The organism is Streptomyces sp. NPDC107559, from assembly GCF_055657365.1.
In genome coordinates, this window is sequence record NZ_JBVKBD010000002.1 from 760,338 (window position 1) to 775,860 (window position 15,523).

12 protein-coding genes are annotated in these 15,523 nt (G+C 72.3%); 9 read left to right on the plus strand and 3 right to left on the minus strand.

The features are described from left to right. Window positions 1–178 precede the first annotated feature (178 nt). The 6 genes from ACZ7OY_RS09840 to ACZ7OY_RS09865 all read left to right on the plus strand — a co-directional run bounded on the left by ACZ7OY_RS09840 (window position 179) and on the right by ACZ7OY_RS09865 (window position 9,067). Window positions 179–1,423, plus strand: a complete 1,245-nt coding sequence (locus ACZ7OY_RS09840) for an FAD-binding protein (RefSeq protein ID WP_471910913.1) — start codon at window positions 179–181, stop codon at window positions 1,421–1,423. 114 nt (window positions 1,424–1,537) lie between these two features. Further along, on the plus strand, window positions 1,538–2,782 hold the full coding sequence (locus ACZ7OY_RS09845; protein ID WP_471910914.1) for an ROK family protein: 1,245 nt from the start codon (window positions 1,538–1,540) through the stop codon (window positions 2,780–2,782). A gap of 266 nt (window positions 2,783–3,048) precedes the next feature. Next, entirely contained in the window at window positions 3,049–4,314 is a 1,266-nt protein-coding gene (locus ACZ7OY_RS09850) for an ABC transporter substrate-binding protein (protein ID WP_471910915.1), read from the plus strand. Between the two features lie 20 nt (window positions 4,315–4,334). After that, a complete protein-coding gene (locus ACZ7OY_RS09855) occupies window positions 4,335–5,300 on the plus strand; it encodes a carbohydrate ABC transporter permease (RefSeq protein WP_471910916.1) in 966 nt (321 codons plus the stop codon). Beyond that, window positions 5,297–6,169, plus strand: a complete 873-nt coding sequence (locus ACZ7OY_RS09860; protein ID WP_471910917.1) for a carbohydrate ABC transporter permease — start codon at window positions 5,297–5,299, stop codon at window positions 6,167–6,169. The genes ACZ7OY_RS09855 and ACZ7OY_RS09860 overlap by 4 nt, the downstream gene beginning before the upstream one ends. A gap of 27 nt (window positions 6,170–6,196) precedes the next feature. Next, entirely contained in the window at window positions 6,197–9,067 is a 2,871-nt protein-coding gene (locus tag ACZ7OY_RS09865) for a glycoside hydrolase family 2 TIM barrel-domain containing protein (RefSeq protein WP_471910918.1), read from the plus strand. Window positions 9,068–9,158: 91 nt separating this feature from the next. Here ACZ7OY_RS09865 and ACZ7OY_RS09870 read toward each other — a convergent pair whose 3' ends face one another. Further along, window positions 9,159–10,541, minus strand: a complete 1,383-nt coding sequence (locus ACZ7OY_RS09870; RefSeq protein ID WP_471910919.1) for an MFS transporter — start codon at window positions 10,539–10,541, stop codon at window positions 9,159–9,161. Between the two features lie 87 nt (window positions 10,542–10,628). Between ACZ7OY_RS09870 and ACZ7OY_RS09875 the strand changes: the two genes are divergently transcribed. From ACZ7OY_RS09875 to ACZ7OY_RS09885, 3 genes are all read left to right on the plus strand, one after another. Continuing rightward, window positions 10,629–11,096, plus strand: coding sequence for a hypothetical protein (locus ACZ7OY_RS09875; protein ID WP_471910920.1), 468 nt, complete (start codon window positions 10,629–10,631; stop codon window positions 11,094–11,096). Window positions 11,097–11,280: 184 nt separating this feature from the next. Next, a complete protein-coding gene (locus tag ACZ7OY_RS09880) occupies window positions 11,281–12,600 on the plus strand; it encodes a jacalin-like lectin (protein ID WP_471910921.1) in 1,320 nt (439 codons plus the stop codon). An 84-nt stretch (window positions 12,601–12,684) separates the two neighbouring features. Continuing rightward, a complete protein-coding gene (locus tag ACZ7OY_RS09885) occupies window positions 12,685–13,293 on the plus strand; it encodes a TetR/AcrR family transcriptional regulator (protein WP_471910922.1) in 609 nt (202 codons plus the stop codon). 60 nt (window positions 13,294–13,353) lie between these two features. Here ACZ7OY_RS09885 and ACZ7OY_RS09890 read toward each other — a convergent pair whose 3' ends face one another. Both ACZ7OY_RS09890 and ACZ7OY_RS09895 read right to left on the minus strand, forming a co-directional pair. Next, entirely contained in the window at window positions 13,354–13,722 is a 369-nt protein-coding gene (locus tag ACZ7OY_RS09890; RefSeq protein WP_471910923.1) for a VOC family protein, read from the minus strand. 57 nt (window positions 13,723–13,779) lie between these two features. Beyond that, window positions 13,780–15,504, minus strand: a complete 1,725-nt coding sequence (locus ACZ7OY_RS09895) for a DUF2264 domain-containing protein (protein WP_471910924.1) — start codon at window positions 15,502–15,504, stop codon at window positions 13,780–13,782. Window positions 15,505–15,523 lie beyond the last annotated feature (19 nt).

Here is a 15,523-nt window from a genome sequence, read left to right on the forward strand (position 1 = left end):
GCCTCGGGTGTACGACTCCTCACGGTATGCCCACGGTCCCGCGCGGGTGCGGGCGGGGCCTCCGCGTGGCGCGAGACCCGTACAAAACGCCCGTACCGGGAGACGTTCGGCCGCCGGTCGGGACGAGGTAGGTTCAACGGGGATGTTCCGATCTCGATCCTCCCGGAGGGACGACCGCATGGCCGAGCTGGTGAGCAACTGGGCGGGTAACGTCACATACGCCGCCAAGGAGGTGCACCGGCCGCGCTCGGCGGACGCGCTGCGCTCGGTCGTGGCGGGGAACGCGCGGGTGCGGGCGCTGGGCAGCGGTCACTCGTTCAACGAGATCGCGGAGCCCGGCGGCGAGGGGGTGCTGGTCTCGCTCGACGCGCTGCCGGCCGAGATCGACGTCGACACGGACGCCCGTACGGTACGGGTCGGCGGCGGCGTCCGGTACGCGGAGCTCGCCCGGCAGGTGGACCGGCACGGGCTCGCGCTGCCCAACATGGCGTCCCTGCCGCACATCTCCGTGGCCGGGTCGGTGGCGACCGGCACCCACGGGTCGGGGGTCGGCAACGGGTCGCTCGCGGCGCCCGTGCGGGAGGTGGAGATCGTCACCGCCGACGGGTCGACGCTCGTCCTCGGGCGCGGGGACGACCGGTTCGGCGGGGCGGTCACCTCGCTCGGCGCGCTCGGTGTGGTCACCGCGCTCACCCTCGACCTGGAGCCCTCCTTCACCGTCGAGCAGCAGGTGTTCACCGAACTCCCGCTCGCGGGGCTGGACTTCGAGTCGGTGATGGCGGCCGCGTACAGCGTGAGCCTGTTCACCGACTGGCGTGCGCCGGGCTTCCGGCAGGTGTGGCTCAAGCGGCGCACCGACCAGCCGCCCGCCGCCCGGCCGCCGGCCACGCCCGCCACCGAGGCGCTGCACCCGGTGCCGGGGATGCCCGCGGCCAACTGCACCCGGCAGCTCGGGGCGCCGGGGCCCTGGCACGAGCGGCTGCCGCACTTCCGGGCGGAGTTCACGCCCAGCAGCGGTGCCGAGCTCCAGTCGGAGTACCTGATCGAGCGGTCCCGCGCCCTGGACGCACTGCACGCGATCGACGCGGTCCGGGCGGCCGTCGCGCCCGTGCTCCAGATCTGCGAGGTGCGCACCGTGGCCGCGGACGAGCAGTGGCTGAGCCCGTCGTACGGGCGGGACACCGTGGCCCTGCACTTCACCTGGACCGACGACACGGACGCCGTCCTTCCGGTGGTGCGGCGGGTGGAGGGGGCGCTGGACGCCTTCGACCCGCGGCCGCACTGGGGCAAGGTGTTCACCGTGCCGGCCGAGCGGCTGCGCGGGCGCTACCCGCGGCTGGACGACTTCCGCGCGCTGGTCCGGGAAGTGGATCCGACCGGGAAGTTCACCAACGCGTTCGTCCGGGACGTGCTGGTCGGCTGACTTTGTACACCCCCTTTCCTAACCCCTTGTCGAAAGCCCCGGCCGCCCCATAGCCTGACGCCGCGCCGGTGCCGACGTGGCTCCGGCCGGGACCGGAAGGAACGAGGGCTTTCGGTGAAGCGCACGTCACGCGACATCCGCACCGCCAACCGCTACGAGGTGCTGCGCCAGATCATCGCCGCGTCGCCCACCTCCCGGCAGGAACTGGCGGTGGCCACCGGCCTCAGTCTCGCCACGGTCGCCACGCTGGTCGGCGAGCTGCTCGACCTGCACATGATCACGGAGGTCGGCTTCGAGGACTCGGCCGGCGGGCGCCCCCGGGGCCTGGTGGCCGTCGACTCCTCCGGCGGCGCGCTGATCGGTGTCGACATCGCGGAGACGTACGTCCATGTGGAGCTGTTCGACCTCGCGCTGAACGTGCTGGCCCGCGCGGAGGAGGACGTACGCCCCGGCGAGAGCCTGCCGGAGCAGGTGGTCGGCCATGTGGCGGCCGCCGTCGGCTCGGTGGTCGCGCAGGCCGGGGTCGAGGCGGCCCGGGTCCTCGGGGTCGGGGTGAGCGTGCCGGGGCAGGTGGACCGCGACAGCGGGCTCTCGGAGTACGCGCCGAACTGGGACTGGCACGACGTGCCGCTGCTCGACCTGCTCGCCGAGCACATCGCCTATCCGCTCTATCTGGACAATCCGCTGCGCGCCTGCGCGGTCGCCGAGCTGTGGTTCGGGGCCGCGCGGGGCCGCGAGGACGCGGTGGTGGTCAATCTCGGCACCGGCGTGGGCGCCGGGCTCGTCCTGGGCGGCGGGCTGCACCGGGGGGTGAGCAACAGCGCCGGCGAGTGGGGCCACACCACGCTGGTGCTGGACGGGCGGCCGTGCCACTGCGGCAACCACGGCTGTGTGGAGACGTACGTCGGTGCGCCCGGAATCATGCTGAACCTGCGGGAGCTGAGCCCGCGCAGCGCCCTGCTGCATCCGGGGGACCAGACGGCCACCATCGACGCGCTGGCGCGGGGCATGGCGGCCGGCGACCCGGTGGCGGTCGGGGTGGTCCGCGACACCGCCCGCTATCTCGGCGCCGCCGTCGCCGACCTGGTCAACCTCCTCAACCCCGAAGTGGTCGTGCTGAGCAGCTGGGTCGCCTCCCGGCTCGGCGAGCCGCTGGTCCTCGAAGTGCGCGAGGCCGTCGCCCGGCACGCGCTGCGGCGTCCGCTGGCCGCCACCGAGATCGTCCTCTCGCCCATCCCCACCGACCCGGTGTGCCTGGGCGCGGCGACCTTCGCCCTGGAAGGCGCCCTCCAGTCGGTGGGGCAGCGCGGCCCCAGGCGGGCGACGCCCGCGCGCAGCCGTACCGCACCGGCTTCCTGACGTTCGCAGCCGCGGAGCGGGCCCGGACCGGGCCGCAGCCGCCCCTGGACCGAGGACCGCCGGTTACCTGAGCCGGCGGTCCTCAACTCCCGTACGTCTGAGTCTTGTTCGTGATTCCGAACCGGAGGCAACGCTTCGGGCGGACTTCGTCCAACCCCTTGCCGAAGCCTTAGCCGAAGGTTAACGTCCCGCACCGCAACGCAAATGTCCGCCAGGCGGCGGCGCAGCCGTGGAGCCACAGCCGTACTCAAGACAAGGACGTCACCATGTCGGCATCGAGCAACAGCAACTGGTCCCGCCGATCGCTCTTCCGGGCCGCTGCGGGCATGGCGGCCGCGGGCACGCTGGCCGCCTGCGGCAGCAACAACGGCCGTGGCGGCGGGTCGGGTTCGGGCGACCGCCTCGTGCAGTACTTCCACGCCTACGGCGAGGCGGGCACCGAGCAGGCCATCAAGAAGTACGCGAAGGCGTACACGAAGGCCGACGTCAGCACGCAGTGGATCACCGGCTCCGACTTCGAGAGCAAGCTGTTCGCGACCCTGCTCACCGCGAACGCGCCCGACCTGTTCGAGTTCCACCCGCAGATCCAGCTCGTCAAGAGCGGCCAGGTGGCGGACCTGACCGACATCATCGACCCGGTCAAGTCCGACTTCAACCAGGCCGACATCGCCTCGCACACGGTCGACGGCAAGACGTACGGCGTCCGGATGATCGACGACCCGCAGTTCTTCTTCTACCGCAAGTCGATGCTGGAGAAGGCGAAGGTCGCGGTGCCGCAGACCCTCGACGAACTGATCGAGGCCGCCGCCAAGCTCACCACCGGCAAGGTCAAGGGCGCCTTCCTCGGCAACGACCTGCACGCGGTCATCAACCCGCTGATCTGGTCCTCCGGCGCCGACACCCTCGACGCCGGCAACAAGCCCGCCTTCAACACCGACGGGGTCGCCGAGGGCCTGACGAAGATGCGCAAGCTGTTCACCAGCGGCAGCCTGCTGCTGGGCGCCCCGGCCGACTACTGGGACCCGTCCGCCATCAACCAGGGTCTGTGCGCGATCCAGTTCTGCGGCATGTGGGCCATGCCGGCCATGCAGCAGGCTCTCGGCGACGACCTCGGCGTCTTCCCCTTCCCGAAGGCCACCGACGCGGGCAAGCCCTCGGTCTACAACGGCGGCTGGTCGATGTTCGTCAACGCCAAGGGCAAGAACGTCGACGCGGCCAAGGAGTACGTGAAGTGGCTGTGGATCGAGCAGAAGAAGTACCAGGAGGACTGGTCCCTGTCCTACGGCTTCCACATCCCGCCGCGCTCCTCGATCGCCGCGTCCGCCACCAAGCTCAAGTCCGGTCTGCCCGCCGACGGCGTCAGACTCTTCGACGAGTACGGGCACTTCGACAACATCGGCTGGACCCAGGCCATGATCACCGCCACCGAGAACGTCTTCGCCGACTGCGTCCGCAAGAACGGCGACCCGAAGGCCTCGCTCGACACGGCCGAGAAGACGGTGTCCGCCGAGCTCGAGAAGCTCTTCGGATAGGCCGGCGGACCGACCCCGACATGTCGACGACGAGCAGGCTCGACCGCACCCGTCCCGCCCCGGCCGAGGCCGCCACGGCCCGGCCGCGGCGGGGCCCGCGGTCCAGCCCCACCCTCAACTTCTGGCTCTTCACCGGCCCCTTCCTCATCGGCCTGGTGATCTTCGTCTACGTGCCCATCGGCTGGAGTGTCTGGCTCAGCTTCTTCGAGGCGCGTTTCACCGTCACCCCCGACAAGTTCACCGGGTTCGCCAACTACCGGCAGATGCTGGACAACGGCAACTTCACCGGCGCGCTGCTCACCTTCACCGTGTTCGCCGCGCTCATCGTCCCCACCACCTGGGCGCTCTCGCTGGGCCTGGCGCTGCTGGTGAACCGGATGCGCTTCATGCGGGCGTTCTTCCGCTCGGTGTTCTTCCTGCCGACCGCGTGCAGCTATGTCGCCGCCTCGCTGATCTGGAAGATGTCCCTCTTCAACGGCGTCCGCTTCGGCCTGGCCAACACCGTCATCGGCTGGTTCGGCGTGGACAACATCGCCTGGCTCGCCGACCCCGACCCGCCGTGGTACTGGCTGGTCGTCGTGACCGCCCGTCTGTGGCTCCAGTCCGGCTTCTACATGATCCTGTTCCTGGCGGCCCTCCAGAACATCCCGCAGGAGCTGTACGAGGCCGCCGCGATCGACGGGGCGAAGCGGGGCTGGCAGACCTTCCGGCACATCACGCTCCCGCAGCTGCGCGCGACCTCGACCGCCGTGGTCCTGCTGCTGCTGGTGGCCGCCTACCAGGCCTTCGACGAATTCTTCAACCTGCTGTCGAAGACCACCTGGGGCCGGCCGCCGCTCGTCGAGCTCTACTACATGGCCCTCGGCCAGAACCAGGACTACGGCGCGGGCAGCGCGGGCGCGGTCATGCTGACCCTGCTGATCTGCGTGGTCACCCTGTTCCAGGGCAGGCTCATGGGATTCGGGCGGGGAGAGGAGTCCAGGTGAGCACCACCGCACCCCGCACCGGCCGCCCGCGCCGGGTCCGGCGCACCGGCCCGATGAGCTCCACCGGTCTGTACCTCGCCATCGGCGTCGCCGCCGTGCTCTTCCTGATCCCGTTCTACCTGCTGGTGCGCAACGCGCTGTCCACGGACCCTGAGATCACCGGCGAGAACTGGAAGTTCTTCCCCACCGACATCCAGTGGGGCAACATCACCGAACCCTTCCGCGACCCGACGGTCGACTTCGGCAGATCGATGGTGAACTCGCTGATCGTCGGCGTCCTGCACACGGCCGGCACCCTGCTGGTCTGCTCGCTCGCCGGCTACGGCCTGGCCCGCATCCCCTACCGGCACGCCAACAAGATCTTCTACGCCGTCCTGTTCACCCTGATGGTGCCGACCGCCGTCACCTTCGTCCCGAGCTTCGTGCTGGTCTCGTCGCTCGGCTGGGTGGACAGCTACCGCGGTCTGATCATCCCGGGGCTTTTCAGTGGTTTCACGTGCTTTCTGTTCCGGCAGTACTTCCTGGGGTTCCCCAAGGAGCTGGAGGAGGCGGCACGCGTGGACGGGCTCGGCTACTGGGGCGCGTACTGGCGGGTCGTCGTACCCAACTCGCTGAACTTCTTCGCGGCGCTGGCGACGATCACCTTCATCAACGGCTGGAACTCCTTCCTGTGGCCGCTGGTCATCGGCCAGGACCCGGGCGCCTGGACGGTCCAGGTCGCGCTGTCGTCGTACATGACCAACCAGACCGTCAACTACCACCTGATCTTCATGGCGACCGCCATCTCCCTGCTGCCGCTGCTCCTCGTGTTCCTCTTCCTCCAGCGCTGGCTGGTGCAGGGGATCGCGCAGACCGGCATCAAGGGCTGACGCCTTCCACCCAGGATCTGGAGACCGATGTCTGCTCGCACCTCCGTCACCGCAACCGACTACGTCGAGGACGTCTCCCCCGGCAGCGGAGCCCTGCCACCGCGCGCCTGGTACGCGTCCTCGGACGCCGCGTCCCTCTCCCTCAACGGCAGCTGGCGCTTCCGGCTGTCGCCGACCGCGGACGCGCAGGACGACTCCTTCGCCGAGGAGGGGTACGACGCCGGGGACTGGGCGCAGGTGACGGTCCCGGGGCACTGGGTGCTCCAGGGGCACGGTTCGCCCGTCTACACCAACCATCTCTACCCCTTCCCGGTCGACCCGCCGCGCGTCCCGACGGACAACCCGACCGGCGACCACCTGCGCTCCTTCGACCTGCCCGAGGACTGGCCCGACCTCGCCGAGGGCGGCGCGGTGCTGCGCTTCGACGGTGTGGAGTCCTGCGCCCGGGTCTGGCTGAACGGCACGGACATCGGCGAGTTCAAGGGCTCCCGACTGGCGCACGAGTTCGCGGTCGGGCATCTGCTCAGGCCCGCCGGGAACGTGCTCGCGGTCCGCGTCCACCAGTGGTCGGCCGGCTCCTACCTCGAGGACCAGGACCAGTGGTGGCTGCCGGGCGTCTTCCGTGACGTGACCCTGCTGCACCGCCCGGCGGGCGGCGCCCTCGACTTCTTCGTGCACGCCTCCTACGACCACACCGCGGGCGAAGGCACCCTGCGCGTCGACTCCGACGTCGACGGCCGGGTGACGGTGCCCGCCCTCGGCGTCGACGTCGCCACCGGCGAACCGGTCACCGTCCCCGTCGAGCCGTGGACCGCGGAGACCCCGCGCCTGTACGACGGGGTGCTCACCACCGAGGGCGAGCGGATCCCGCTGCGGATCGGCTTCCGTACCGTGCGGCTCGCGGACGGGCTGATCCAGGTCAACGGCAGGCCGCTGCTGTTCAAGGGCGTCAACCGGCACGAGTGGCACCCGGAGCGGGGCCGCGCCCTCGACCCGGCGACCATGCTGGCGGACGTGCTGCTGATGAAACGGCACAACATCAACGCCGTGCGCACCTCGCACTACCCGCCGCACCCGGCCTTCCTCGACCTGTGCGACGAGTACGGCCTGTGGGTGATCGACGAGTGCGACCTGGAGACCCACGGCTTCACCGAACAGGGCTGGCGGGACAATCCCGTCGACGACGACCGCTGGACCCCGGCGCTGCTGGACCGGGCCGCCCGCATGGTCGAACGGGACAAGAACCACCCGTCCGTCGTCGTCTGGTCCCTCGGCAACGAGGCAGGCACCGGCCGCGGACTGACCGCGATGGCCGAGTGGATCCACGCCCGGGACACCTCACGGCTCGTCCACTACGAGGGCGACCCCGACTGCCGTGACACCGACATGTACACGCGGATGTACGCCTCCCACGCCGAGGTCGAGCGGATCGGACAGGGGCTGGACGGCGGAACCCGCAGGCGCCGCCAACTGCCTTTCATCCTCTGCGAGTACGCGCACGCGATGGGCAACGGACCCGGCGGACTCGCCGACTACCAGCGGATCTTCGAGGCCCACGACCGGCTCCAGGGCGGATTCGTCTGGGAGTGGATCGACCACGGCATCCGGCACCCGGAGCTGGGCTACGCCTACGGCGGCGACTTCGGCGAGGAGCTGCACGACTCCAACTTCGTCTGCGACGGCCTGCTGTTCCCCGACCGGGAGCCGTCGCCCGGACTCGTCGAGTACAAGAAGGTGATCGAGCCGGTGCGCATCGAGGGCGGCCCGTACGGCACCGTCCGGGTGACCAACCGCTACGACTTCGCCGACCTCTCCGCCCTCGCCTTCACCTGGTCGTACGAACGCGACGGCGAGAGCGTCGAGTCGGGCACCCTGTCCGTCCCCGCGCTGGCGGCGGGCGAGTCGGCCGACGTGAAGCTGCCGCAGCCGCCCGAGGACCGGGGGGACGCGGAGACCCGGTGCACGGTACGGGCGCTGCTGGCGGCCGACACCGCGTGGGCGCCGCGCGGACATGTGGTCGGCTGGGGCCAGTTCCCCGTCACACCCCGCATCCCGGTGCCGGTGGCCCCGGCCGAGCGGCCCGTGCGCACGGACGGCCGGATCGCCCTCGGGCCCGCCGTGTTCGACGCCCGCACCGGCCGGCTCACCTCGATCGGCGGCGTGCAGCTCATCGGGCCGCGCCTGGACGTGTGGCGGGCGATCACCGACAACGACGACGGCGCCCCCTGGCAGTCGGACACCCGCCACGGCGTGCTGTGGCGCCAGTTGGGGCTGCACCGGATGCAACACCGGCTGGACGCGGTGGAGCCGGGCGACGACACGCTGACGGTACGCACCCGGGTGGCACCGGCCGCCCGCGAGGTGGGCCTGAACACGGTGTACCGCTGGACCTCGGACGGCCGCCGGCTGCGGCTGACGGTGTCCGTGACCCCCGAGGGCGAGTGGCGGCTGCCGCTGCCCCGGCTCGGCGTCCGCCTCGGCCTGCCCGCCTCGGCCGACCTGGTGCGCTGGTACGGCGGCGGTCCGGGCGAGGCTTATCCGGACACCAAGTCGGCTTCAATGGTGGCCCGTTGGCAGTCCCGGGTGGACGGGATGCAGACGCCGTACGTCCGCCCGCAGGAGAACGGCGCCCGCGCCGACGTCCGCTGGGTGGAGCTCGGCGGCCTGCGGATCGAGGGGGAGCCGGAGTTCTGGTTCACCGCCCGGCGCTGGACCGCCGAACAACTGGACACGGCCGCGCACCTGACGGACCTCACGCCCGGCGACACGGTGTGGGTCAACCTCGACCACGGCCAGCACGGCATCGGCTCGCAGTCCTGCGGCCCGGGCCCGCTCCCGCAGTACTTCCTGCACGCCCGACCCGCGGAGTTCTCCTTCGTCTTCTCCGCGACGGACTGACCGGGCCGGAGTCCGTCACCGCGCGGTCCGGTCCGCCGTGGACCGGTCTGCCGCGGTCCGGTCGGCCGTGGACCGCTCCGCCGCGGTCCGGTCAGCCGTGAACCGGTCCGCCGCGGTCCGGTCCGCGCAGCGGCGTGAACAGCGCGGCGACCGCGACCAGGACACAGGCCGTGCCGGCCGCCAGCCCGACGGGCGCCGTGCCCCACCGCTGCGCCGCCCCGGTCAGGACGACCGCGCCGACCGGGGCGGCCGCGTACTGAAGGGTCCAGAAGGCGGAGGTGACCCGGCCCAGCAGAAGTTCAGGGGTGACCTCCTGGCGCAGCGACATCGAGCAGGTGCCGGCCACGGCCACACAGGCCATGAAGGCCGCGCTCAGGGCCGCGACGACGGGTACCTCCGCCGCCCGGCCCAGCCCGGTGAAGGCGAGCCCGGACAGCGCCACCGCGCCGGTCCAGGTCGGGCCGAAGCCGAACCGGCCGCGGACCCGGGCGACCAGCAGCGAACCGGTGATCGTGCCGAGCGCGCCGACGGCCAGCACGCTGCCGACCGTGCCGTCGTCGTGCCGCAGATCGTGCTTCACGTGGTAGATGACCAGGTCGGTCAGGCCCAGGGTGAGGAAGCTGAAGACGAAGAGGAGGACGGTGAGCGCGCGCAGCACCGGGTGGCCGTACAGGAAGGAGACCCCGGTCCGCAGGTCGCGCCAGAGCCCGGCCCGCTCGTCCGGCCGGTCCGCGCCGCCCCCGGCCCGCCCCCGGAACCGTACGAGGACCATGCAGGCGGCCGACACCCCGAAGCTGGCCGCGTCCACGCCGACGGCCGCCGCCGGGCCCGTCCAGGCGGCCACCAGCCCGGCGCCCAGCGGGCCGAGCACACCGGCCGCGGCGGCGGTCGCGTTCAGCCGCCCGTTGGCCTCGGTCAGCCTGGCGCCCCGCACCAGACTCCGCACGACGGTGACATAGCCGACGGCGAACAGCATGCCGACGGCCTCGCACAACGGCAGGATCGCGTACAGCAGCCAGACCTGCGGGCCGAACAGCCACACCACCGGGATCACCCCGTAGAGCACCATCCGTACGAGGTCGCAGCCGATGAGCAGCCGGCGGCGGTCGACCCGGTCCACCACCGCCCCCGCGAACAGCGCCGCCACCACCGAGGCCGCGCCGCCCACCGCCGTCAGCAGCCCCATCCGCGCGAGGGATCCGGTGGCCTGGAGCACCAGCAGGGGCAGGGCGATCAGCGCGAAGGAGTCGCCGAGGACGGAGAGGGTCTGCGCGGCCCAGAAGATCCCGAAGTCCCGCTGCCGCCACAGCGGACGCACGGCGGCGGGCGGCGGATCGTGCGGCCCGCCGTACGCGGGCCCGGACGGCCCGCCGTGCGGTCCGCCGTGCGTGACCTCGGGCGGTCCGCCGTGTGCCGGCTCGTGCGGTGCGGCTCTGTCGTGCTTGCCGCCGTCGCGGTCCCGCTCGTGTGCCATCCGGCCCCCTGTGCCTCGAAGTCGTCGACCACCGTACGTCCGCCGGCTGCCGGGTCCGCGGGTCGGGCGGTACGGCACGATGAGACCATGCACCGGTTTCCGCCCCGCCGCCGTCCCCTCCCCGACTTCGACCCGCGCCCCGTGCCGACCGGCACGTACCCGCTGTGGGAGGAGGCGCTGGCCGTGGTCAACAGGGACCTGGCCGCGACCCTGCCGGAGCAGGGGGAACTGCGGCTGATGGCGCTGCCCGGTCCGGAGGAGGACGAACCGGAGCAGGTGTACGTGGCGGTGGCCGACGGCAGCTGGCACGGGAACCCGCTGGACCACGACCACGACCGGGACGACCCGGCCGATGTGCTCGCGGACGTCGTCGACGCGGCCCAGGAGTCGGTCGTCGAGCGCCTGTGGCAGGCCTGGCCGCTGTGCGCCGAGCACGGCCTCGGCATGCACCCGCGGGACGTGGACGACCGGATCGTGTGGTGGTGCGCGGGCGGCGGCCGGACCGGGGAGCAGGCCCACCTGCGCGCGGCGGTGGGGGAACTGGGAACGATGTGACGTCCGCGCCGGCGGCATGCCCCACCGTGCCCGGCACGACGTTCACAGTTTCCCCAACTACCCTTGTTCGTCACACTGGTTGACCGCACGCTGAGAACCGTCGCTCCGCGCACCTCGCTCCCCCGGGTGCGCCCCCCATTCCCGGGTGCATCCTCCCCCCACCTCCGACCGGAGACACCCCACCATGAGACGACTCATCGGCACCCTCGCGGCCGCCGCGCTCGCCCTCACCGGCCTGGTCACCGCCGGCTCGGCTCCCGCGGCGGCGGCCGGCACCGGCACCTTCAACGTCCTCACCTACAACGTCGCGGGCCTTCCGGAGGGGCTGAGCTCCGGCCACCCGGCGACCAACACCCCGCTGATCTCGCCGCGGCTGGGCGCGTACGACATCGTGAACGTCCAGGAGGACTTCAACTACCACGCGGCGCTGTACGCGGGCGACAACCACGCCTACCGCACCGCGACCAGTGGCGGGGCCGGGATAGGCGACGGCCTCAACACCCTCTCGGACTACCCGTTCGAGGACTTCCAGCGGGTCAGGTGGAGCGACTGCACCGGCACCAACTGCCTGACCCCGAAGGGCTTCACGCTCGCCCGGGTCCGGCTCGCCGAGGGCGTCTTCGTGGACCTCTACAACGTCCACACCAACGCGGACGACACCGACGACGCGCTGGCCGCCCGCCGCGCCAACATCACCCAGCTGTCCGCCTTCATCCAGGCGAACTCCGCGGGCAACGCCGTGATCGTCATGGGCGACACGAACACCCGGTACACCCGCGGCGGCGACAACATCCGCACGCTGGCCGACGCCAACGGCCTGACGGACGCATGGGTGAAGCTGGTCAAGGGCGGCACCCGGCCGACGCAGGGCGCGGACGCGCTGCTGTGCCCGCCCACGGCGCCGACCGACGACTGCGAGGTGGTGGACAAGATCCTCTACCGGGGCAGCAGGCTGGTGACCCTCGACGCGACCCGCTACCACGACGAGTGGGCGTCGTTCCTCGACTCGGCGGGCGGCAACCTCTCCGACCACTTCCCGCACACGGTCGACTTCTCGTACACCCTGAACTCCGCGCTGAGGGCCAGTGACTTCTTCGGCGGCACGGGCGGCACGGCCTTCGACGACGCCGACGACCTGCCGGCCGCCCTCGCCCCGCGCACGCTGACCCTGCGCGGCGCCGCCCGGCTGGACGCGGTGTCGCTGACGCACGACGGCGGTACGACGCTGGCCCACGGGGGCACCGGCGGCACGGCGGTCGCCCTGACCCTGGCGTCCGGCGAGCACCTCACCTCCGTGACACTGACAGAGGGTCAGAAGAACGGTCAGACACGGATCTTCTCGGCCGCCTTCGGCACGGACAAGGGCCGCGGTCTGACGGCCGGCACGGCCACGTCCGACACGAAGACGTTCACCGCGCCGTCCGGCTGGCAGATCGTCGGCTTCACCGGCCGCTCGGGCGACGAGATCGACAAGCTGGGCGTGGTGTACGCACCGATCGGCTGACCGGCGGCGGCGTGCGGACTGCCTACACTGGGCTGCACCCTGGAGGCTCCGGGTTGCAGCCCAGTGATACGGAGGCAGTACCGCATGGCCCGTGCCGGCCTCACGACCGAGCGGGTCGTCGCAGCCGCCGCCGACCTCGCCGACGAGGCCGGTTTCGAGAACGTGACCGTGTCCGCGCTGGCCCGGCACTTCGGGGTGAAGGACGCGAGCCTGTACTCGCACATCAAGAGCCTCCAGGACCTGCGGACCCGGCTCGCGCTGGCCGCGGGCGGCGAACTGATCGACCGGATCGCGGCGGCCGTCGCCGGGCGCGCGGGCAAGGACGCCCTGACCGCCTTCGCGAACGCCTACCGGGAGTACGCCCTGACCCACCCGGGCCGGTACGCCGCCACCCAGAGCCGCATAGACCAGACCACCGTCGCCGGCTCCCCGGCGCTGCTGCGCACCGCCGAGATCACCTACGGCATGCTCCGCGCCTACGGCCTCGACGAACCCGACCTCACCGACGCCGTACGGCTGCTGCGCAGCACCTTCCACGGCTACTGCGCCCTGGAGGCCGGCGGCGGCTTCGGCGCCCCTCGTGACGTACAGAAGTCCTGGGACCGCGCGATCGACGCCCTGCACGTGGCGCTGGAGCACTGGCCGCACGAGGCGGGCACCCGTCCGACGGGGACCCCGCGCTCCGAGGCCTAGGCGCGGCTCCGCGGCGCCGGGGTGCCGGGTCGCCCCCCGGCGCGGATCCGTACCGGCGTCTCAGGCCGTGCGCTCCGCCGCGCTGCGCTCCACGCAGAACTCGTTGTCCTCCGGGTCGGCCAGCACCGCCCATCCCGTGCCGTCCTCGTTGCGGCGGTCGTCGACCAGCCGGGCGCCCAGCGCGAGCAGCCGCTCGACCTCCTCGTCACGGGTGCGGTCCTGCGGCTGGAGGTCGAAGTGGACGCGGTTCTTGACCGCCTTGGCCTCCGGCACGGTGACGAACAGCAGGCCCGCGCCCTCGATCAGCGCCTCCGGGTCGCCGGGGTGGTCGTCGTCGTGCAGAGGTTGGCCGAGAACCTGGGACCAGAAGCTGCCGAGGGCGTAGGCGTCGGCGCAGTCGACGGTCACATGACGGATCGAGGAAGACATACGGGGATTCTCGTGCCCGCCCGGGAACGGGGCAACGCAGTTAGGGGGCAGCGCTGTTCACTCCCGCACGCGGACCTCCACCCCGCACCCGTCGAGCCGCGCCCGCAGCCGGGGCCCCTGGCTCCAGTCGACGTCCAGCTCCCCTGCCGTGCCGGCCCGTACGGACACCAGCTGCTCCAGTGGTCCGGGGTCCGGCGCGCCGGTCAGCCGGGCCAGCGCCACGAAGAGCGTGTCCCCGTCGCCGGTGACCCCCACGAGCCCGGCGCCGTCCGCCGACCCCCCGGAACCCGCCGGGTCCACGAGGCCCACGGCGGGCAGCAGTTCGGCGCTGATCCCGTCCGGCGCCGCCCATCCGGTCACCCGTACCGGGGTGCCGGGGGCCGCGCCCGTCACCAGATGGGCCCGCACCTCCGCGGCTCCATGGGCGAGCACCAGGCTCGTCACCCGGGCGCCGGAGGCGGTGGTGTGCCGCGAGGCGGCCCAGCCGTCGCCCACGCCCAGCGGTTCGATCCCGGTGCGGCCCGGATCGCCGCCGACGCTCACGCTGTTGTCGTACGACGCCGAGGGCGCCGTCAGCGTCGAGTAGGCGAGGCGGGTGTAGTACGGGTCGTAGCGCACGTCCTCGCTGCCGTGGTTGTGCAGTCGTACCAGTCCGTCCGAACGGGTCGACTGGAGAAGCCAGTTGGGGGCCCGGACCGGGGTGAGCGCGTCGGCGCGCTCGGCCGGGCCGGGTTCCTCGGGCGCCGTCCACACCGGGTGCTCCGGCGGGAGCAGCAGGCCGAGGAAGCCCTTGCTCGCCCAGTACGGGGACGCCGGTCCCGAGTAGCCCTGGAGGACGGACTCGTCGGGGCCGTGCCAGCCGAGCGTGAGCAGCCCGCGCTCGTCGACCGCGCCCCGGTCGAGGAAGTACGTCAGCGCCCCGGAGGCCAGCCTGCGGGTCTCGCCCGGGGTCAGCGGGGTGCGTCCGGTGAGGGCGCCCAGCCAAAGGGGTGCGGCGGTCGCGAAGCGGTAGGTCAGCGACCGGCCCTGGCGCAGCGGCGCGCCGTCGGCGCCGAACAGGCGGGCGTAGTCGGCGAGATGACGTTCGAGCCGGCCTCCGTACAGGTCGAGCAGGCGGGGGTCGTCCGCCAGCCAGGCGTGCAGCACCGGGTAGAGGTGCATGGCCCAGCCGTTGTAGTAGTCGAACTTGCGCCCGTCGCCGTCGGTGTACCAGCCGCCGCCCAGGTACCACTTCTCGATGCGCTCCAGCCCGTGGTCGACCGCCTTGCGGGCGGCGTCCGGCTCGTGGCCGATCTCCTGGAGGAAGCCGCCGACCGTCACCGGGAACAACTCCCAGTTGCAGGGCCAGGGTTCGGCGGTCAGCGCGTCGGCCAGCCACTCAGCGGCCCGCCCGCGCACGGTGTCGTCGAGGCGGTCCCACAGCAGTGGCCGGGTCAGCCGCAGGGCGAGCGCGATCGACGCGGCCTCGACGAGCGGCTGGCCGCGGTCCTCGATCCGGGGCCAGACCCCCGCGACCCCGGCGGCGAGGCCCTCGGCGTAGCGTCCGAGGACGGTCTCGTCCCGGCGGAAGGCGGCCAGCAGCAGCGTACGGGCGTACCCCTCCAGGCCGTCGGAGAGGCGGCCGGACCAGCTCTGGTGGGTGCCGGGCAGGTGGTAGAGGGCGCGGTCCCCGGTGGCGTACGGCTCGACCGCGGCGAGCAGGGTGTCCGCGGCCGCTTCCCAGTGGGCGCGGGTGCAGCCGGTGGCGGGGCTGAGGGTGTGGTCGGGCGGAGGCAGGCGCATCAGGGGTCGGTCTCCTTCC